The following is a 19,606-nucleotide window of genomic DNA, read 5'->3' as shown; positions in this document are numbered from 1 at the left end:
CAAGTAAGTTATGAGATTCACGTATCATTTTCAGAAGGTTGTCGATCTTAAATCCACTGAAAAAACACAAGCGGAATGGCTGCTATCCTCCGCAATTGGGAAGCTGAAGTCAGAGGAGCAGCATCTTATGGAGCTGGTTCAAGATAAAGAGAATATGCTCCAAGGCATCTCATCGTCATCTCAGCAGTCATTATCTGCTGCGAATCTTCAGGAAATGAACCGATATATTCATTATCTGGACGAATGTATCAGCCGTAAGAACAACGACGTGGCTTATGCACAGGTGAACGTGAAGAAGAATCAGGATTTTTTGAATGACAAGATGCTGGACGAGAAGGTTTGGATGGAAGCAAGAGAAAAAGCAAAAATGCATTTTCAACAGGAAATGCTACTTCGGGAACAAAATGAACTGGATGAAATGGCAACGGTGCGCTTTGCAGTCAAAGCACGTTAATGACAGTGACGTGAGGAAATGCGCCGGAGGAGGTATGAGTTTTGGTAGGCAAGGATAAGGAAGAGCTGGAGCGAGAGTCCAGCAGCGGATGGGAAAAATTCCTTGTAATCGCAGTCCCGATCGTATTTACAGCTGTTCTCGTTACCGCACTTCTCATCGTACTGAACGGTGACTTCAAGAATAAGGCTATGGCTTTCTTAAGCCAAGTTCCGATTGTTAGAGAATGGATTCCTGAAGATGCACTTGATCCTGAATTGGTCAAAGAGAGAAAGCTGGAGCAGCAAATGGAGAGCGATCAGGCTACAATCGAAACTTTGAAAGCAGACCTTGAGGCTGCTGAGAAGGATCTGGCCGAGGCAGAAGCGCAAAAGACACAGCAGGATGACAAAGTGAAACAGTTAGAAGAAGAAATTAAGCAGCTGGAGCAAGCGAAGGATAGCAGAACGGAAGATGGCGAGGAACAGGTCGATCCTTATGTGCAGGAGATCAGAGACCTGGCCAAGATGTATGGTGAGATGAAGCCTAGCAAAGCGGCACCAATTATTCAGAGTATGACAAAAGAAGAGCAGGTACAGCTTCTATCAGAGATGAAATCGGATGAACGAATAGGCATTCTAGAGAAAATGAATCCACAGTCTGCTGCTGAATTGACTTCAGCTCTCAAGGAAGTAACAACATCAGAGGTGAAGGCAATCGCGGCATTGCAATCGAAGCTCGCGGCAAGTCAGCCCGCAGCAGAGACGGCGCAGACCAATAACAGTCGGAATCTGGACCAGAATGAGCTTACTCAAACGTTCTCATCCATGTCGGCTGCAAGCGGTGCAGAGCTTATTCTGGAGATGAACAAGATCAGCTCTGATCGGGCCATTACGATCCTTAAGACGGTTGATGATGCCAAGAGAGCAGAACTCCTTGACAGCATGTCTGGCATTGACAAAGAAGCTTCTGCCAAAATCCTGAATAGACTTATGGGTGGGAAATAGACCTTAGTTTGCAATTTGAAAGGAGGTGAAAAAAAGAAATGATATCTTTCTTGCCGCAAATGGCGATGACACAGACTGTCGAATCAACAAGCAGCACACTTGCAGGAAACAGCAGCGTAACGGGATCGAGTACGCAGCCGTCCTTTCTGGAACAGCTTCAGGGATTGATGGGGACAACTACATCCTCTGGCAGCAGTACATCTGACGTCAATCAAGCGGGATTATTTACTTTAATGGCCGCAGCCGGAATGACGGCGGCTTCCGAGGAGGAAATGAATCTGGCACTGCAGGATGAGTCAGAGCTATTCGCAGCAGCAGAACAGCTGATTGAGAACCTGATCAAAGCATTGGAAGACTCCAAAGAGAAGCTTCTGCTAGAGGATTCAGAATTATTAGCCGATTTAAATGCTTGGCTCTCGCAATTCATGAATGCATATTACCCAGCTGCTCAGGAAGGAAGTGAATCATCGGATTCTACTTCACAGCAAATAGTCAATATCCTGGCTAATGATCCGAACACGATCCAATATGCGGTGCAAGAGGCATTACAACAAGTGGTTGAAGCGAGCGGGAAGAAGAGTTCAGATGGACAAGCCCTGGTGCAGCAGAGCCTACATACAGAGCTGATTACCTCTCTCAAGAATTTGTTACAAAAATCAGATATAAGTACAGAGTCTCTAGAGAAATTACAGGTTGTAACAGAGCAAATAGCAACAGTCGTAAATATGTCTTCGAATAAGGAAGCTGTGATCCAGAATGCCAGCTCTGCATTAATGGAGCAACTGCTCAAAGCTGCGGGTGAGGACAGCACGAGTACCGTTAGCACCACGGAGGACTCCAATCAGGTGACAGACAAGGAAGCCGGCAAGCTTGTTCCTACAGAAGCTTCGAAGACCAGCATCGTTGAAGAAACGGACTCTTCGGCTTCAACCTCAGATGGTGAACAAGGGAAAGAGAATGAACCTACAACAGCGGGTCAGCTCGTACTGCGCAGCGGTAATGTTCAAACACCGGTTGCAAAATCTGAGATGGCAATACCTGCGGGACAATTTGTGAAGGATATGTCTGAGTTTGTCATTCAAAAGTTCGAGTTTGTTAAACAGAACGGCGTAGCGGAGGCGGTAATTTCACTGCGGCCGGAACATTTAGGGCAGGTTGATGTTCAGCTATCCATGCAGAATGGACAACTCGTTGCCCGTTTTATGACAGAGCAGGTGATAGCCAAAGATTTGCTCGAGCAGCAGATCACTCAGCTGAGAGCCGCACTCCAGGCTCAGGGGATCCAAGTCGAAAGACTGGAAGTCACACAGAACACATCACTATCTTCCCATATGTATCAGGATGGGGGAGGTTCTAATGGACAGTCCGGAGGAGAACGGAGATCCAGGGAACGTGAGCAAAGAGATGAAGATGCCATTCAGGCGGTAGAAATGCAGGATGAGCTTCGAACATGGATGCGAGAACAGCAAGGACTGGAGGTCTTCCCTTCAGCAGAACGTACCCAAGGCTTTACAGCCAAAGCTTGATAGGAAGTGAGGTGGTAACGAGTGGCAGACATAATCTCAACATCTAATGTATGGCCGAACTATTCCGCGGGCAATGTGGCCGCAGCCAGCAGAAAATCAACGCAGGAGATGGGCAAGGATCAATTCCTCAAAATTCTTATAACCCAGCTGCAGAATCAGAATCCGATGCAGCCGATGGAGGATAAAGAATTTATCGCTCAGATGGCACAATTTACTTCAGTCGAACAGCTGACCAATATTTCAGGCCAGCTGGAGAGCTTGGCACAATCTCTAGGAGCAGCATCCGGATTGATTGGCAAAAATGTAAGCTGGATCGGAAAAGATGCGGAGTCGGGAGAATCGGGTGTGCTTACTGGACAGGTTGAGTCCATCATAATTCGTGATCAAATTCAGTATGCAATGATCGGTGATGAAGAAGTAGCCCTCACAGACATCATACAAATCAGTGATCCAGCACCAGCAGAGGGAGAAGAAGTGCAGCAGCCAGATGCAGAGCTCGCTGATGAAGAATCGTCTGAAGATCAATCCGGTACACAGGTATGAGTGACATTTTGAGAGTAGGCCAGCTGTATACAGGACCGGTTACACCCGGAAGCCTTCGAGATGTCAACAAGAAGAGCACGAGCTCCTCAGCGGCAGGAACTTCTTTTCAAGAGCTGCTAAATCAGGAGTGGGTCAAGCTCAGTCATCATGCTTCCAAAAGGCTTGCACAGCGTGGAATCGAGCTTGGGAATGAGCAGCTGATGAAGCTCGGTGATGCAATTGATAAGGCGGCAGCAAAAGGAGCAAAGGAAACGCTGGTGCTGATGCAGGATACGGCCTTTATTGTAAATGTACCGAACCGCACTGTGGTAACCGCAGTGAACGGGGATTCCATGAGTGACAATGTATTTACTCAGATTGACAGTGCAGTAATTATATCTTAACCGGCTGGCCCTAAACGGAGAGCCTTCATGCCGTGGACCGACTGAAGCGGCAAAAATAACTGAACAAAAGAAAGGTAGTGCGAAATGCTGAAGTCTATGTATTCCGGAGTGTCCGGAATGAGAGGATTCCAAACCAAGCTTGATGTGATCGGTAACAATATTGCGAATGTGAATACGACCGGATTTAAATCCAGCCGGGTAATGTTCAAGGATATTATGAGCCAGACGATCTCCGGAACAACCGCGCCAACTGATGAGAGTGGAGGAGTAAATGCGAAACAGGTAGGTCTTGGAGTGAGTGTGGGTTCAATTGATACATTGCACCTCGCTGGGTCTGCCCAGACGACAAACAATCCTACGGATTTGCGTCTCGAAGGAAATGGATTCTTTCTTGTAGGTCTTACGGATGGTCAAGAACCGCCTTATCTTACACGTGCTGGTGATTTTCATGTGGATGCAAATGGTAATCTCCTGACTTCTGACGGATTGTTTGTCTTTGATTCCGATGGAGCAGCGATCGTGATCGACCCTGAAGTGGTGGCTTTTTCAATTGGTCAGGATGGCACGATTAATACACAGCTTGCGGATGGAACCGTAGCAGCAGATGTTCAGCTAGGGATTGGACTTGTCGCAAATCCGGGTGGTCTTGAGAAAATGGGAGGCAACCTGTACCGTATGACCTTGAATGCCAATCCAGAAGGAGAGCTTGAAATCGTCACTGCCAATGACGCTGAAGCAGGTACTGGAGCGATTGTTACAGGACAGCTGGAAATGTCGAACGTCGATCTTACAGGTGAATTTACAGAAATGATCGTGGCACAGCGCGGATTCCAAGCGAATTCACGTATTATTACAACCTCTGATGAAGTGCTTACTGAAGTCGTAAACCTCAAGCGTTAATAATTTGATAGCTTAGGGGAGGCTGACAGCTTCCCTTAGGCACTTAAGCGGGAGGAAAACCCATGATATTAGTGACGAGATTAAATGGTTCATCCATGTGGTTAAATGCGCTGCTCGTAGAAACTGTAGAAGAAACACCGGATACATACGTCACTCTCGTTACAGGTAAACGTTTGATTGTATTAGAAAAGGCAGACGAAATCATTAACAAGATCAAAGAGTATAACGGTGAAATAGGCATACATGCAGCAACGATAAAAGTGCAGCAGCAAACGGAGGATTCCTAATATGAAAAAGATGTTACCCTGGCTTTCTACGATCATGCTTGGCATTACCCTGATCGTGCTTGCTGTGGTTCTGTTAGTAGATCGGACAAATGCAGATGAGAGCTCAAATCAGGAAGTGGCTGAAAGTACAGCGACGAAGCATTTATCCGCAGATGAAATCGTAGAGCTGACTTCAGAAATTACTGACATCAAGACCAACCTTGCAGGATATACGAATATTGTGCAATTGAACCTCGCTTTCCAGGTCAACTCCAAGGAAGCCAAAGAAGATTTTGAGAAGATCAAGGAAATTCAAATCAAGCCCGCTATACTGCAGAAACTAGCTGATACTCAGCCTGAGCAGCTTGAGTCCGGCAAGAACCGTGATTTGTTCCTGAGTGAGCTCACAGAGCTCATTAATAAAGAACTGCCAAGCGGCAGAGTTACGGAAAGTAAAATAACTTCTATCGTGGTAGCAGGCTTGTAAAATGCAGCTTAGGCAAGTTCATTTTTATTTCTGCAAGGGGGTGAGATAAATGGTTGATGTACTTTCACAGAATGAGATTGATGCCCTCCTCGCTGCTCTTTCCTCTGGGGAGATGGATGCTGAAGAGCTCAAGAAGGAAGAAACCGCGCGAAAGATCAGATCCTACGATTTTAAACGTGCAGTACGCTTTTCGAAGGATCATATTCGAAGCCTGACGCGTATACATGAGAACTTTGCGAGGTATCTGACGACTTATTTTTCAGCACAATTACGAACTTTTGTTCAAATTAATGTTGTTCAGGTTGAGCAGCTGCCTTATGACGAGTTTATCAGGTCCATACCGAAGATGACGATCTTGAACATATTTGAAGCGGAGCCGCTCCAAGGCAGAATGGTGCTCGAAGTGCACCCCAACGTTGCCTACGCGATGCTGGATCGTTTACTGGGCGGGCCCGGGACCTCATCAGCCAAGAACAGCTCAATGACTGAGATTGAAACTACCATTATGGAACGAATATTTAGCAAAGCATTCGACAGCCTGCAAGAAGCGTGGAAGACGGTACTTGATATCACACCAAGAATGGAAGCACTGGAGACGAATCCGCAGTTTATGCAGATCGTATCTCCGAACGAGACCATTGCTCTTATTTCGCTCAGCACCAAGATCGGTGACACCACAGGAATGATAAATTTATGTATTCCGCATGTGGTAGTTGAACCGATCATGTCCAAGCTGTCGACACATCAGTGGTTTATATCCGAGAAGAAATCGAGAGCGCCTGAGGAAGTCGTAGCCTTAAAAGAAAGAGTTAAAAAAGCGAAATTGCCCATTATCGCAGAACTGGGTGAGTCGAATATTTCCATAGCAGAGTTTCTATCCTTGAATGTCGGAGATGTCATTACATTAAATAAGCCGGTTGAGGAAGGGCTGACGATCAAGGTGGGGGAACGAGCTAAATTTATGGGAAGTCCCGGTACACTTAGAGATCGAGTAGCCGTGCAGATAGATGAGATTCTGATTGAAGGAGTTGAAGAGCTTGACGAGTAAAGATTATTTGTCCCAGGAAGAGATAGATGCTCTATTGAAGCAATCTGAATCCATTTCCAGCGGAGAGCCTGTAATCAAGACGGTTGACGATTATCTCACACCGCTCGAGCAGGATGCATTGGGCGAAATTGGCAACATTACCTTCGGGAGTGCGGCAACAGCGCTGTCCACCTTGCTCGGGAATAAAGTAGATATAACAACACCTAAAATTTCGATTATTAATAAGTCACAGTTTGAAGAGGAGTTCCCCAAACCACATGTTACCGTACATGTTACGTACGTAGACGGATTTGAAGGAATTAATTCCCTTGTGATCAAAAAGCGCGACGCGCAGGTGATAGCTGACTTGATGCTGGGCGGTGAAGGGAATCCGCAGGATGAGGAACTGAATGAAATTCATATCAGTGCGGTTCAAGAAGCAATGAACCAGATGATGGGGTCTTCAGCCACCTCCATGTCCACTTTGTTTAATCGCTTTGTAAATATTTCGCCGCCAAGCATCGACATTTTGAATATGTCCAGCGGTGAAGGGCTCAACAATTTCCCAATGGACGAAACGCTGATTAAGGTATCCTTCAGACTGCTCATTGGAGATTTAATTGATTCGAACATTATGCAGCTGTTAAGAGTCGATTTTGCGAAAAATATGGTTCATATGCTGATCCATGGTTCGTCTGATCCTATGGATGAAGCTGCAAATGAAGCTGCTGCAGCGGTCGAGGAGATGACTGAACCAGCACCACCAGCTCAGGCAGCGCAGCCTACGGTACACACTCCGCAGGAGCATCCGAATAGTATGCCTTCTGCACCATCTGAACCGATGCAGATGCCAAGCATGCCATATCAGGACCCTTGGCAGGGACAAACAGCGATGCCGCCAATGCAGCAACAGATGCCGCAGCAAATGCCGAATATGCAGTATAACGAACCACAGCATTACGGAAATATGCACGCACGCGGTGTAAATGTGCAACCAGTACAATTCGCAAACTTTCAAAATGGAAATTTTGGGCAGCAAAGCGACAATAATTTGAATTTATTGATGGACATACCGCTTAAAGTCACCGTAGAATTAGGAAGGACCCAGAAGCAAATTAAGGATATTTTGGAACTATCTCAGGGATCAATTATTGAACTGGACAAGCTTGCCGGTGAGCCTGTAGATATTCTTGTAAACCAGAAGCTGATCGCTAAGGGCGAGGTCGTTGTTATTGACGAGAACTTTGGTGTACGTGTAACAGATATCATCAGTGAATGGGACCGACTACAGAAAATACAATAAGCATAATTTTTGGGGAGGATTTTAACTAACATGGCAAATCGAATTCTAATCGTGGACGACGCAGCATTTATGAGAATGATGATTCGGGACATTCTGACAAAAAACGGGTTTGAGGTTGTGGGAGAAGCGCAAGATGGAGCACAGGCTATTGAAAAGTATAAGGAGCTTCGTCCTGACTTGATCACCATGGATATCACCATGCCAGAAATGGACGGTATTGCTGCATTGAAGGAGATCAAAAAAATCGAGCCTAATGCTAAAGTCATCATGTGTTCTGCAATGGGACAGCAGGCAATGGTTATTGACGCCATTCAGGCAGGTGCGAAGGACTTCATCGTGAAGCCGTTCCAATCCGATCGTGTTATCGAAGCAATTAATAAGACGTTAGGCATTTAATCGATACCGATGGAAACCAGCTATTATGGCCAGCTGTTATGGGTAATTATAGTCCTTATTGCGATCATCGCAGCCATCGTGCTGCTTATACGCTGGCTGGGTCGTAAGAATCAGCATTTTTTCCAAAAGAAAGCGATGAGAATTGTTGGCGGAGTCGGTCTTGGACCGAGCAAATCCATTCAAATCGTTGAAATAGGCAGTAAACTATATATCCTTGGGGTTGGTGAGGATATCAATGTCATTGATACCTTAGCTGATCCCGAGGAGATCAGTCAGCTAATGAAGCAATTCGAGCTTGAAGGAAGGGAAACAGCATCACTCCTCTCAACGATTGAGAAGCTGAAGACCCGGCTTAACCGAAATCGGGCCAAGTCTGAAGAAGTTGATGAAGCTGATTTTAAGCAATTATTTGAACAGAAACTTCAAGGAATGCCAGATCGCAAGGAACAGATGGAAGACTGGCTTCAAGAAGATACTAGAGATCGGTCGAGGGATTCATGAATAAGAAGATTGTAGTTGCATGTCTGTTGTGGGTGTGCCTGACGGTATTCAATGGTACAGAGGCCTTTGCGGCACAGCCGATCCCTGATATCTCCATTGAGTTCGGGAATACGGAAGGCGAAGAACCGAGCACAAGTGCATTATCTATTATTTTACTCATTACGGTATTAAGCATTGCACCTGCAATTCTCGTATTAATGACAAGCTTTACTAGGATCGTTATCGTCCTGAGCTTTGTCAGAACGTCGCTCGGAACGAACCAAATGCCGCCGAACCAAGTGCTTGTCGGACTGGCCCTTTTTCTGACCTTGTTTATTATGTCTCCAACCATATCACAAATGAATGAAGTCGCACTCCAGCCTTATCTGAGAGGAGAGCTTACTCAGACGGAAGCACTGGAGGAGGCAGCTGAGCCGATGAAGGAATTCATGTTCTCTCATACAAGAGAGAAGGATCTGCTGCTGTTTATGGAATACACCGGAGCGGAGCAACCCGAGTCCTATGAGGATATTCCCTTACATGTACTTGTTCCGGCCTATGCCATAAGTGAATTGAAAACTGCATTTCAGATGGGCTTTATGATATTTATTCCATTTCTAGTCATTGATATTGTCGTGTCGAGTGTACTTATGGCGATGGGGATGATGATGCTCCCGCCGGTCATGATATCACTGCCCTTCAAGATCCTTCTCTTTGTTCTGGTGGATGGCTGGTATTTGGTCGTAAAATCTCTGTTATTAAGTTTCAGTCCTTAAACTAGGGCGCATCTAGACATTGGAGGCAAGCGGCCATGACGTCCGATTTTATCATTGAACTGGCAGGGCAAGCAATTTTTATCGCACTGGAAATCAGTGCACCAATGCTTGTATTAGGGCTTGTAGTAGGTCTTATTATCAGTATTTTTCAAGCGACGACACAGATCCAGGAGCAAACACTGGCTTTTGTTCCCAAGATTATTGCGGTGCTAGTGGCACTGTTGTTATTTGGGCCATGGATACTTGCAACAATGGTCGATTTTACATTTAACATTTTGAATAATCTTCATACTTATATCGGGTAGGCATATACAAACATGGAGATGATGCTTCAAGGTTTTTCTGTCGCTCTGCTTATTTTTTGTCGAATTACAGCATTTTTTGTAGCAGCACCTATATTTTCTACGCCAGGGGTTCCAGGGGTATTTAAGATCGGAATATCTTTTTTTATTACCGTCATTGTGTACCTCACATTTGGCTTGGGCCAGTCAATTCCGATGGATGGTCAATACATTCTGCTCATTGTGAAAGAAATACTGATGGGTCTGCTGCTGGGCTACATCGCACTACTCATGATCACAGCGATCCAAACAGCAGGTGCATTTATCGATATTCAGATCGGGTTTGGGATGGCAAATGTCTACGACCCCATGACAGGCGCAGCTGCTCCTTTGACAGGGAATGTGAAGTATGCCTTTGCTGTCCTGTTGTTTCTAACCATGAACGGTCATCATCGAATGCTGGATGCAATCGTGTACAGCTACGAGTGGGTACCGCTGGTAGGGAATGATTTTTTTGCAGCAATCGCAAGTGGGAATATCGCTGAGTTAATCATAACAGCCTTCGCTCAGGCGTTTATGCTCGCATTTCAGCTGGCAGCACCTCTTGTTGTCGCTCTGTTTATGACAGATGTGGGTCTCGGCTTCTTAGCAAGAACTGCGCCGCAGTTCAACGTGTTTGTCATAGGTGTTCCGTTAAAAATTCTGGTAGGACTCGCGATGATGCTGATCACTATACCAGGCTTGTTATATTTATTTGAAAATTTATTCGCAGTCATGTTTGAAGCTATGCAGGGAGTTCTGGAAGTGATTAAACAAGGAGCTTAAGGCTTGAATCTGCGGTGGCGGGGGTAGCAGCAATGAGATTTAAACTGGACCTGCAGATGTTCTCAGGGGAGAAGACGGAGAAGGCTACCCCGAAAAAACGTCAGGAATCTCGTAAAAAGGGCCAAGTGGCCAAAAGTATGGAAATATCCGGAGCAGCCATTTTACTCTCCTGTTTCATGTGTCTGCTCATCTTTGGTGAATTTTACAAGGAACGCATTGCAGACCTCTTCAAGGATATCTTTGTTAACAGGCTGAACATGCAAGTAACGAGCGAGAACGTAATGGTTATGTTCGGACAGTTTGGAATGGAGATACTTATCCTACTTGCTCCGATCTTTGCCATCGCGGTGATCATTGGTTTTGCGGCCAATTATATTCAGGTGGGATTTTTGCTGACAGGCGAAGGAATCACTCCTAAATTCAGCAAGCTGGATCCGATCAAGGGCTTCAAAAACATCTTTTCCATGCGAGCCCTTGTAGAACTGTTAAAGTCCGTTCTTAAGCTCGTCATTATTGGCTATTTGGTTTATGACATCTTATGGGGTGCACGTGATGAATTCGCAGGCCTCAGCCTGTTGTCACTGGATGGAATCTTGAAATTCGCAGCGGAAATGACGCTGGACCTTGGAATCAATATTGGCGCAGCCTTATTTGTGCTTTCTATCCTGGATTACATGTATCAGAGATACGAACATGAGAAGAACATTAGAATGTCCAAACAGGACATCAAGGATGAGTATAAGAAGATGGAGGGAGACCCTCTCATTAAAGCGAAAATTCGCGAACGGCAAAGACGTATGGCGATGCAGCGGATGATGCAGGAAGTTCCCAATGCGGACGTCATCATTACGAATCCTACTCACTTTGCAGTCGCTTTGAAATATGATGGCAATGAAATGGAGGCTCCTACGGTCATAGCGAAGGGCGCAGATCATATGGCGCTGCGCATTCGGGAGATCGCCAAAGAGCATGGAGTGACGCTAATGGAGAACAAGCCTCTAGCCAGAGCCTTGTTCCAAAGGACAGAGATCGGAGATTCAATTCCGGCGGATCTCTTCCAGGCTGTCGCTGAAATTCTTGCCTATGTTTACAAATTAAAAGGAAGATCGAATCATAAGGGGAATCGGAGGCATGGAAACTAGTGAAAATTAAAGACCTATCAATCCTGATCGGGATCATCGGCATCGTGCTAATGATGATTCTCCCTATTCCTGTTGGACTACTTGATGCACTGCTGGTTATCAACATCGCAATAGCTTTGGTTATATTGCTGGTAGCGATGAATACGAAGGAAGCTCTGGAATTCTCCATATTCCCTTCCTTGCTGCTTGTGACGACTCTATTTCGTGTGGCACTTAACCTTGCAACGACAAAGCATATTTTGCAGGATGCTTATGCCGGTCAGGTTGTGGCCACGTTCGGAAGCTGGATCTCAGGCGGGCAGCCGGTTATCGGTTTCATCGTGTTTCTGATCCTGGTCGTCGTTCAATTTATTGTCATTACGAAAGGCTCGGAGCGCGTAGCGGAGGTAGGAGCTCGTTTCACCCTCGACGCGATGCCCGGGAAGCAGATGAGTATAGATGCGGATTTGAACGCAGGACTTATTAATGAGCATCAAGCGAAAGAGCGCAGAAGCAAAATCGAACGCGAAGCGGACTTTTACGGAGCGATGGATGGTGCGAGCAAGTTTGTTAAAGGAGATGCAATTGCCAGTATCGTTATCCTGATCATTAATCTTGTCGGTGGTTTTATCATTGGGATGGTAATGATGGGCATGAGCTTTGGTGATGCATTGTCTACTTATTCACTGCTAACGATCGGTGATGGATTGGTCAGTCAGATCCCTGCACTGCTTATTTCTACCGCATCCGGTATTATCGTTACGCGTGCAGCTTCTAATGGTACTATGGCGGATGATATTACATCCCAGCTCTTCTCCTATCCAAAGCTTCTATATATTGTTGGAGCGACGGTAGCATTCCTAGGATTCTTCACACCCATTCAGCTGATTACAACACTGCCGCTTGCGTTACTTCTCTTCTTCGCTGGCTGGAAGATGCAGCAGAATTTGAATAAACAGCAGATTAGTGATGAACAGATGGAAGAAGAGCAGCAGATTGAAGAGGTGCGTAGTCCGGAAAGTGTAATTAACCTGCTGCAAGTGGATCCGATCGAATTCGAATTTGGATATGGACTTATTCCCTTAGCAGATACAGGGCAGGGTGGAGATTTGCTCGATCGTATCATCATGATTCGAAGACAATGTGCTCTTGAGCTGGGACTCGTCGTTCCGGTAATTCGGATAAGAGACAATATTCAGCTAAGACCCAGTGAATATGTGATTAAGATTAAAGGAAATATTGTCGGGAGCGGCGAGCTTCTGCTCAATCACTATCTGGCGATGAGTCCAGGATATGATGATGATTCTATAACCGGAATTGAGACAACCGAGCCTGCATTTGGCCTTCCCGCCTTATGGATCGATGAAGCAACCAAGGATCGCGCCGAACTGTCCGGCTATACCGTTGTAGATCCACCTTCGGTTGTGGCAACGCATTTGACCGAAATGATTAAGAAGCATGCACATGAGCTCCTGGGTCGTCAGGAAACGAAAGCTCTTGTGGATAACTTGAAAGAGAATTATCCTGCACTGGTTGATGAGCTGATTCCATCTGTATTATCCATTGGAGATGTTCAAAAAGTACTGGCTAAACTGCTTCGTGAGAAAATCTCGATCCGAGATATGGTGACTATTTTTGAGACGCTCGCGGATTACGGTACTTATACGAAGGATCCGGATGTACTTACGGAATATGTCAGACAAGCTCTATCCAGACAGATTACACAGCAGTATACCCAAAAAGGGGAGACGATGCGGGTCATTACGGTAGGACCGAATCTGGAGAAGAAGATTGCCGAGAGTGTCCAGCAGACGGAGCAAGGGAGCTATCTTGCGCTTGATCCAGTAGCTAGTCAGACGCTGTATCAGAAGCTGATGGAGCAAGTGAATCGGCTGATTCAGACGGGTCAACAACCGATCGTGCTTACTTCACCGACAATCCGGATGTATTTGCGGCAATTGATCGAAAGAACGATGCAGGATATACCGGTGTTGTCCTACAGCGAACTGGAGCCTAATGTTGAAATTCAAAGTGTCGGGGTGGTTAATCTATGAGAGTGAAAAAATATATAGTGGATACCATGCCCGAGGCAATGGGCCTGATTCGCAGTGAGCTAGGAGCAGATGCAGTCATCTTGTCGACGAAATCGATCAAGACAGGCGGTTTTGCCGGACTGTTCCGCAAGCAAAAGATAGAGGTCGTAGCGGCGGTTGAGGAGCAGGCGGGTTCGGGGGCACCGGCCAATCTGCAAGCAAGCCCGCCGGTCTCTCCGGCTCAGCCAAGACCAATACCAAGAGCAATGGCCCCAGATGCTTACCGCAAAGTAGCACAAGGTATGAATAACGGAGAACAAGCACCGGCCAAGGAAAAACAGGAGGATGTGAAGCAAGCGAATCCATCCTACAGGGGACCACATTCATCAGTCCTTCCATCACTTCCTGTTCAGGAGCCGCACCCGGAAGGGGCGGATTTTTCCGCTTCTACCGATCAGGCTCTGCTGACTGAAATACAGCAGTTGAAGCAGATGATGACTTCGTTTGCTAAGCGAGATGCCCATGAAGCCGTGCTGCCGAGCAATCTGAATGAAGCACGTGCCAAACTGATTCAGCAGGGTGTCATCAATGAATTATGGATGAAATGGATTGATGAAGTACAGGAGCAGTGGACGGAACAGACCGAGCAGAGCGGCTTGGCACTAGTCAAGGAAGAGATAAGGCAATTCCTTGAAGCACGAATAGATGCTGGAATTGCGCAGGATACACGTATTGTTTACGTTGCGGGACCTACGGGCGTGGGTAAGACGACGACCATTGCCAAGCTGGCTGCTGAGCAAATGTTTAAGTACAAGCGCAAGGTCGGGCTTATTACTGCGGATACGTACCGGATCTCCGCTGTCGAGCAGCTGAGAACCTATGCCGCAATACTGGGAGTTCCGCTAGAGGTGGTTCAGTCACCGGCAGATACCAAGCGGGCCCTAGAACGCCTTGCAGATTGTGATCTTATTTTTATGGATACCGCAGGACGTAACTATCGTAATGAAATGCTGGTATCTGAACTGAACAGCCTGCTTCTCGATGAACCCAACAGCGAGATGGTGCTAGTACTGAGCCTCACCTCTAAGACAGAGGATATGCTCGTCATTTTGGACCATTTCACCAAATATGGCCTGTCCAAAGTCATCTTTACCAAAATGGATGAAACGGATAGTCTCGGTTCCATTCTTAATGTTCTGTACCGTTACCCTGTGGCACTGTCTTACATAGCGGTTGGTCAGAATGTGCCAGATGATCTTATGGTGCCGGATGCCAGGACGCTCTCAGATTGCATAATGGGAAGTGATGAGAATGAGTGATCAGGCTGCATCTCTTAGAGAATTGATGGCAGCAAGGCCCATTCCGAAGATTACGGAAGAGAATCGCATAAAGAAGCAAACAGCGAAGAAACAGGCTAAATTAATTGCCGTTGCAAGCGGCAAGGGTGGAGTAGGGAAATCCAATTTCACTCTAAACCTGGCATTAAAAATTCATGCCGCCGGCAAAAAGGTTCTCGTATTTGACGCTGATATGGGAATGGCCAATATTGATGTGCTTATGGGGGTCTCCTCCAAATTCAGTCTATATCATGTGCTGACCAGGGAGAAAAGGATCTCAGAGATTATACAACTCGGACCGATGGGGCTTCCGTATATCGCAGGAGGGTCCGGATTCGTAGAACTTCTGTCTCTAACGGAACAGGATATTGATGCATTCACCACTGATTTGGAGAGCCTGGCTTCGGAAATGGATTATATTTTCTTTGATACCGGTGCGGGATTATCACTGGAGAACAGAAGCTTTATCGCGGCTGCAGATGAATGTATTGTTGTGACGACCCCGGAGCCCACGGCGATCACGGATGCTTATGCACTCATCAAAATGATGCACAAAATTAACGGTCACAGTCCATTCGGCATCATCGTCAATCGGGCGGAGAACAAGCGCGAGGCCGACCAAGTCAGCTCAAAGATACAGCTGGTTGCTAAACGATTTTTGGGGGCTGATATTCCGCTGCTCGGGTATGTCACTGAGGATAGTCATGTGATGCGTGCGGTTAAGAAGCAAACGCCATTTACTACCCTGTATCCGAACTGCACAGCTGCTAAGGATATGGAACGAATCTCGCTGAGCTACACAGAGATGGGCAGAACGATATCGAGCGGTGGGCAGGGCTTAAGAGGTTTTGTTGCCAAGTGGTTGAGAAAGACGGCCCAATAAACAAGATGAATTTACTTTAGAGGTGTCTTACATGTCAGTCTATCAGGTACTTGTGGTTGATGATTCAGCATTTATGAGAAAGATTATTACCGATTTAATTCAGCAGGATCCTTCTTTTCGAGTAGCGGACACCGCTGCGACAGGTGTGGAAGCTGTTGAGAAAGCCAGAAGTCTCCGGCCAGATTTAATTACGATGGATGTTGAAATGCCGGAATTAAACGGGCTGGATGCCTTGAAGATCATTATGGCCGAGCAGCCAATTCCGATCATCATGCTGTCAGGGATTAATGAGACCGGTCTCAAAGAAACGATCAAGGCGCTGGAAGCCGGTGCGTTTGATTTTATACGTAAGCCTTCCGTTCAATTTCGTCAGGACATTTATGAGGTGGGGACTGAGCTTCGTAATCAGATGAAGGAAGCTGTACAGATGATGGAGCGAAGAGCCCGAAGAGCTGCGGAGAAGGATGAGGTTGCAGCATGGATCGCTCCCTCTGAGGTTTCGGCTTCGTCTGCTGGGAAAAAGAATAAAGATGCTGCTGTCCACCATAAGACGCCTGAAAAAACGATCGCTCAAGAGCCTAAATCTGCGCCTCCAGAATCAGTGAGCAAGAACATTTCCGCTCCCCGATCGGCGAAGACCAAGCTGGAAGACATTAAGTCCATCACTCAGAGACTAGCACAAGAATTAGAGACAGACAAAAAAGAAACAGAGAAGAAAGCAAGACCAAAAGCAAGCAAGAAGGAGAAGGAACCTGACAAACGGTCATCCCTTGTAATTCAAGCAAAGCACGAAGCCGTAGCCTCTCTTGAAGCAGCCGAGACGAAGAAGCCTAAGAAATTAGATGTATCGCTTTCTTCTGGTACGTTCAGCAAATTGGTAGCTATCGGATGCTCGACGGGTGGACCCCGTGCACTTAAAACGCTGCTGTCTCATTTTCCCGGGGATTTTGAGGCTCCGATTGTCATCGTTCAGCACATGCCGCCGGATTTCACCAGATCCCTGGCAGCCCGGCTTGATTCCTTCAGTGAGATTCATGTGGTTGAAGCGGCTCATGGAATGCTTTTAAAGGCAGGAACTGCTTACATCGCTCCAGGAGGCTATCATATGAGAGTTAGGGAGAATCGTCATGCGGAATATGAGATTGTGCTCGGCAGCGAGGACCCCGTGAATGGACACAGGCCTTCAGTCGATACGTTATTCGAATCTTTACTCCCCTATGATGTTCTCGAAAGACATATAGCCATCTTGACGGGGATGGGCAGCGATGGAGCAAGAATGATGAAACGTCTCTACGAAGCAGGCGTTACTTCTACTTTTGCTGAGAATGAGGAGACCTGCGTTGTATACGGGATGCCGCGTGCTGCAGCAGAGCTCGGGTGTGTAAATCAGCTGCTCCCGCTTGAGGAGCTGGCCGATAGACTGGTTAAAGCGGTGACTAGAAACGGTTAATTCATAAAAGGAGGTAATACAAAGTGGATATGAATCAATATTTATCCATGTTCATTGATGAGTCGAATGATCATCTCCAATCATTGAACGAAAAGATGCTCGAATTGGAAAATAATCCGGAGGACATCAGCATAGTTCAGGTGATCTTTCGATCAGCCCACACACTTAAGGGAATGGCTGCGACAATGGGATTCGAAGATCTCGCCTCATTAACTCATAAGATGGAAAATGTGCTGGATCTGGTCCGCAACGAGAAGCTGACGATGCAGGAGCCTATATTTGACGTTCTGTTCCAGAGCTTGGATGCACTCGAGTCTATGGTACAGGATATTATGGCAGGCGGTGAGGGCAAGGCTGACGTGTCTGCCATTGTTGATAAGCTGCAAGCGATTGAAAGCGGAGAAGCAAGTATGTCTGATGCTGCATTACAGATCAGCAGTTCAGATGCAGCTTCGAGTGGAACAGCATTATCACTTGATGAATTTCAAGCGTCTGTCTTGACGCAGTCCATTGCAGATGGACAGGGTGCAGTGTTTGTACATGTTACCATCAGCAAGTCAAGCCAGCTTAAATCCGTTAGAGCTTACATGGTATTTGATTTGCTGGAGCGCTCCGGAGAGGTTATTAAGACAGAGCCTTCAGTACAAGAAATTGAGCAGGACCAATTCGATTACGATTTTTCACTATACTACATAACTCAAATGCAACCGGAAGAGCTGCAGCAGGCGATTATGAATATTTCCGAGATTGAGAAGGCAGAAGTCGTACCATTAACAATAGAAATGCTGGGACAGATCGCGAGCAAGGAAGCAGCAGCTTCTGTAGAGACCCCTCTGATCGAAGAGAAGAAAGCAGAAGTTAGTAACAAGGATAAAGGAACTGCTAAACCGGCCAAGCCCGCAGCAGAGAAGAGCAATACGAAGCCCGCCGGCGCTGCCGTTGGGAACCGAACGATCAGAGTGGATATTGAACGGCTTGACGTGCTGATGAATTTGTTCAGTGAGCTGCTGATTGACAGATCCAGACTGGAACAGCTGGCAAGTGATCTGGATCATTCCGATCTAATAGAAACCGTATCTCATATGAGCAGAGTGAGCTCAGATCTGCAAAATATTGTTCTGAAGCTCAGAATGGTCCCGGTCGATACTGTATTCAACCGTTTTCCAAGAATGGTAAGGGATCTGGCCAAATCGCTGGATAAAAAAGTGGATTTGATCGTCACCGGTGCTGAAACGGAGCTTGACCGTACGGTAATTGACGAAATTGGCGACCCGCTGGTCCACTTGCTTCGAAACGCCGTGGATCATGGGGTTGAGTCGATATCCAAGCGGATCGAGGCAGGCAAGCCTGAAACGGGAACGATCCATTTAAGAGCTTTCCACAGCGGTAATCATGTATTCATTGAAATCGAAGATGATGGAGCCGGTATATACCGCGACAAGCTGCTGAAGACGGCCATTTCCCGTGGTGTTGTTACTGAAGCTGAGGGAGAACTGATGACAGACGAGCAAGTGTACCAGCTATTGTTTGCTCCTGGATTTAGTACAGCTGAGACAATATCGGATATTTCCGGAAGGGGCGTAGGATTGGATGTCGTTAAGGCAAAGATCACTTCGCTCGGTGGAAATGTATCGATCCATTCTACGCCGGGACAAGGCACGAATTTCTCGGTTCAGCTTCCGCTAACGCTATCCATTATCGCAGCGATGCTGATTAGACTTGGTGAAGAAAAGTATGCTATTCCGTTGTCCTCCATCGTGGAGACCGCCATTATCAAAAAAGAAAAAATCCGCCATGTACATGGTTCAAGAATGATTAGCTTTAGAGACTCTATGATTCCTTACGTATCGCTGTCGAAAGTGTTCAGTGTCAGCGGATATACCGATGAAGAAGAGGAAGAAGTTGAAATTGTAGTCATCCGCAAGGGGGAACAGCTTGCAGCGCTTGCGGTAGATGATTTTATCGGACAGAACGAAATTGTAATTAAGAGTTTAGGTAAATACCTGCCTTCCATACAAGGCATCTCAGGAGCCACAATTCTTGGTGACGGTCAGGTAGCCCTCATTATTGATCCGAATGGCTTCATTAAATAGAGCAGGTATTTCATTATTCATAGTTGATAGATTCAGCGGTGCTGAATTCCCGCATAGAA

At 46.4% G+C, this 19,606-nt stretch carries 21 protein-coding genes; all 21 read left to right on the top strand.

Annotated elements, in window-relative coordinates; translation table 11 throughout:
- The first annotated feature begins 10 nt into the window (after window positions 1-10).
- A complete protein-coding gene (fliJ, locus tag BLW49_RS02300; protein WP_047909720.1) occupies window positions 11-454 on the top strand; it encodes a flagellar export protein FliJ in 444 nt (147 codons plus the stop codon).
- Between the two features lie 41 nt (window positions 455-495).
- Window positions 496-1,437 carry a MotE family protein gene (locus BLW49_RS02295; RefSeq protein WP_090722983.1) on the top strand — a complete coding sequence of 314 codons (942 nt, stop codon included), beginning with the start codon at window positions 496-498 and terminating at the stop codon, window positions 1,435-1,437.
- Window positions 1,438-1,475: 38 nt separating this feature from the next.
- The gene (locus BLW49_RS02290) at window positions 1,476-2,963 is read left to right on the top strand and encodes a flagellar hook-length control protein FliK (protein WP_090722982.1); all 1,488 of its coding nucleotides are present in this window, start codon (window positions 1,476-1,478) and stop codon (window positions 2,961-2,963) included.
- Window positions 2,964-2,984: 21 nt separating this feature from the next.
- Window positions 2,985-3,506 carry a flagellar hook capping FlgD N-terminal domain-containing protein gene (locus tag BLW49_RS02285; RefSeq protein ID WP_076311144.1) on the top strand — a complete coding sequence of 174 codons (522 nt, stop codon included), beginning with the start codon at window positions 2,985-2,987 and terminating at the stop codon, window positions 3,504-3,506.
- A complete protein-coding gene (locus BLW49_RS02280; RefSeq protein ID WP_076311143.1) occupies window positions 3,503-3,889 on the top strand; it encodes a TIGR02530 family flagellar biosynthesis protein in 387 nt (128 codons plus the stop codon). The genes BLW49_RS02285 and BLW49_RS02280 overlap by 4 nt, the downstream gene beginning before the upstream one ends.
- Before the next feature lie 84 nt (window positions 3,890-3,973).
- Window positions 3,974-4,789 carry a flagellar basal body rod protein FlgG gene (gene flgG, locus BLW49_RS02275; RefSeq protein ID WP_076311142.1) on the top strand — a complete coding sequence of 272 codons (816 nt, stop codon included), beginning with the start codon at window positions 3,974-3,976 and terminating at the stop codon, window positions 4,787-4,789.
- A 62-nt stretch (window positions 4,790-4,851) separates the two neighbouring features.
- Complete coding sequence (locus tag BLW49_RS02270) at window positions 4,852-5,076, top strand: flagellar FlbD family protein (RefSeq protein ID WP_047909714.1); 225 nt, start codon at window positions 4,852-4,854, stop codon at window positions 5,074-5,076.
- Between the two features lies 1 nt (window position 5,077).
- Window positions 5,078-5,542 carry a flagellar basal body-associated FliL family protein gene (locus BLW49_RS02265; protein ID WP_047909713.1) on the top strand — a complete coding sequence of 155 codons (465 nt, stop codon included), beginning with the start codon at window positions 5,078-5,080 and terminating at the stop codon, window positions 5,540-5,542.
- Window positions 5,543-5,591: 49 nt separating this feature from the next.
- Window positions 5,592-6,590, top strand: coding sequence for a flagellar motor switch protein FliM (fliM, locus tag BLW49_RS02260; RefSeq protein WP_076311141.1), 999 nt, complete (start codon window positions 5,592-5,594; stop codon window positions 6,588-6,590).
- On the top strand, window positions 6,580-7,872 hold the full coding sequence (gene fliY, locus BLW49_RS02255) for a flagellar motor switch phosphatase FliY (RefSeq protein ID WP_090722981.1): 1,293 nt from the start codon (window positions 6,580-6,582) through the stop codon (window positions 7,870-7,872). The genes fliM and fliY overlap by 11 nt, the downstream gene beginning before the upstream one ends.
- Window positions 7,873-7,902: 30 nt before the next feature.
- Window positions 7,903-8,268 carry a response regulator gene (locus BLW49_RS02250; protein ID WP_047909710.1) on the top strand — a complete coding sequence of 122 codons (366 nt, stop codon included), beginning with the start codon at window positions 7,903-7,905 and terminating at the stop codon, window positions 8,266-8,268.
- 9 nt (window positions 8,269-8,277) lie between these two features.
- Window positions 8,278-8,769: a flagellar biosynthetic protein FliO gene (locus BLW49_RS02245; protein WP_076311139.1), complete on the top strand. Its 492-nt coding sequence runs from the start codon at window positions 8,278-8,280 to the stop codon at window positions 8,767-8,769.
- The gene (fliP, locus tag BLW49_RS02240) at window positions 8,766-9,524 is read left to right on the top strand and encodes a flagellar type III secretion system pore protein FliP (protein ID WP_047909708.1); all 759 of its coding nucleotides are present in this window, start codon (window positions 8,766-8,768) and stop codon (window positions 9,522-9,524) included. Before BLW49_RS02245 ends, fliP begins: the two co-directional genes overlap by 4 nt.
- 35 nt (window positions 9,525-9,559) lie before the next feature.
- Window positions 9,560-9,829, top strand: coding sequence for a flagellar biosynthesis protein FliQ (gene fliQ / locus BLW49_RS02235; RefSeq protein WP_076311138.1), 270 nt, complete (start codon window positions 9,560-9,562; stop codon window positions 9,827-9,829).
- A 12-nt stretch (window positions 9,830-9,841) separates the two neighbouring features.
- Window positions 9,842-10,630 (top strand): flagellar biosynthetic protein FliR, encoded by a 789-nt coding sequence (fliR, locus tag BLW49_RS02230; protein WP_076311137.1) that lies wholly within the window; start codon window positions 9,842-9,844, stop codon window positions 10,628-10,630.
- Window positions 10,631-10,662: 32 nt separating this feature from the next.
- Entirely contained in the window at window positions 10,663-11,772 is a 1,110-nt protein-coding gene (flhB, locus tag BLW49_RS02225) for a flagellar biosynthesis protein FlhB (protein ID WP_090722979.1), read from the top strand.
- A complete protein-coding gene (gene flhA / locus BLW49_RS02220; RefSeq protein WP_076311135.1) occupies window positions 11,772-13,805 on the top strand; it encodes a flagellar biosynthesis protein FlhA in 2,034 nt (677 codons plus the stop codon). The genes flhB and flhA overlap by 1 nt, the downstream gene beginning before the upstream one ends.
- Window positions 13,802-15,103 carry a flagellar biosynthesis GTPase FlhF gene (gene flhF / locus BLW49_RS02215; RefSeq protein WP_090722977.1) on the top strand — a complete coding sequence of 434 codons (1,302 nt, stop codon included), beginning with the start codon at window positions 13,802-13,804 and terminating at the stop codon, window positions 15,101-15,103. The genes flhA and flhF overlap by 4 nt, the downstream gene beginning before the upstream one ends.
- Entirely contained in the window at window positions 15,096-16,004 is a 909-nt protein-coding gene (locus tag BLW49_RS02210) for a MinD/ParA family protein (protein ID WP_076311133.1), read from the top strand. The genes flhF and BLW49_RS02210 overlap by 8 nt, the downstream gene beginning before the upstream one ends.
- A gap of 31 nt (window positions 16,005-16,035) precedes the next feature.
- Window positions 16,036-17,454 carry a protein-glutamate methylesterase/protein-glutamine glutaminase gene (gene cheB, locus BLW49_RS02205; protein WP_090722976.1) on the top strand — a complete coding sequence of 473 codons (1,419 nt, stop codon included), beginning with the start codon at window positions 16,036-16,038 and terminating at the stop codon, window positions 17,452-17,454.
- A gap of 23 nt (window positions 17,455-17,477) precedes the next feature.
- The gene (locus BLW49_RS02200; protein ID WP_090722975.1) at window positions 17,478-19,547 is read left to right on the top strand and encodes a chemotaxis protein CheA; all 2,070 of its coding nucleotides are present in this window, start codon (window positions 17,478-17,480) and stop codon (window positions 19,545-19,547) included.
- The last annotated feature ends 59 nt before the right edge of the window (window positions 19,548-19,606 follow it).

The sequence above is a fragment of the Paenibacillus sp. PDC88 genome (assembly GCF_900106725.1).
Classification (GTDB): Bacteria; Bacillota; Bacilli; order Paenibacillales; family Paenibacillaceae; genus Paenibacillus; species Paenibacillus shunpengii.
The sequence above is the reverse complement of the archived record's forward strand: the minus strand, read 5'-3'. Positions and strand labels throughout refer to the sequence as shown.

Coding starts and splice junctions, on each gene's coding strand:
- fliP (WP_047909708.1), top strand. CDS start 8,766: ATGAATAAGAAGATTGTAGTTGCATGTCTGTTGTGGGTGTGCCTGACG.
- BLW49_RS02245 (WP_076311139.1), top strand. CDS start 8,278: ATGGAAACCAGCTATTATGGCCAGCTGTTATGGGTAATTATAGTCCTT.
- cheB (WP_090722976.1), top strand. CDS start 16,036: ATGTCAGTCTATCAGGTACTTGTGGTTGATGATTCAGCATTTATGAGA.
- BLW49_RS02290 (WP_090722982.1), top strand. CDS start 1,476: ATGATATCTTTCTTGCCGCAAATGGCGATGACACAGACTGTCGAATCA.
- flgG (WP_076311142.1), top strand. CDS start 3,974: ATGCTGAAGTCTATGTATTCCGGAGTGTCCGGAATGAGAGGATTCCAA.
- BLW49_RS02265 (WP_047909713.1), top strand. CDS start 5,078: ATGAAAAAGATGTTACCCTGGCTTTCTACGATCATGCTTGGCATTACC.
- fliQ (WP_076311138.1), top strand. CDS start 9,560: ATGACGTCCGATTTTATCATTGAACTGGCAGGGCAAGCAATTTTTATC.
- fliJ (WP_047909720.1), top strand. CDS start 11: ATGAGATTCACGTATCATTTTCAGAAGGTTGTCGATCTTAAATCCACT.
- BLW49_RS02210 (WP_076311133.1), top strand. CDS start 15,096: ATGAGTGATCAGGCTGCATCTCTTAGAGAATTGATGGCAGCAAGGCCC.
- fliM (WP_076311141.1), top strand. CDS start 5,592: ATGGTTGATGTACTTTCACAGAATGAGATTGATGCCCTCCTCGCTGCT.
- BLW49_RS02250 (WP_047909710.1), top strand. CDS start 7,903: ATGGCAAATCGAATTCTAATCGTGGACGACGCAGCATTTATGAGAATG.
- flhF (WP_090722977.1), top strand. CDS start 13,802: ATGAGAGTGAAAAAATATATAGTGGATACCATGCCCGAGGCAATGGGC.
- BLW49_RS02280 (WP_076311143.1), top strand. CDS start 3,503: ATGAGTGACATTTTGAGAGTAGGCCAGCTGTATACAGGACCGGTTACA.
- BLW49_RS02270 (WP_047909714.1), top strand. CDS start 4,852: ATGATATTAGTGACGAGATTAAATGGTTCATCCATGTGGTTAAATGCG.
- fliR (WP_076311137.1), top strand. CDS start 9,842: ATGGAGATGATGCTTCAAGGTTTTTCTGTCGCTCTGCTTATTTTTTGT.
- flhB (WP_090722979.1), top strand. CDS start 10,663: ATGAGATTTAAACTGGACCTGCAGATGTTCTCAGGGGAGAAGACGGAG.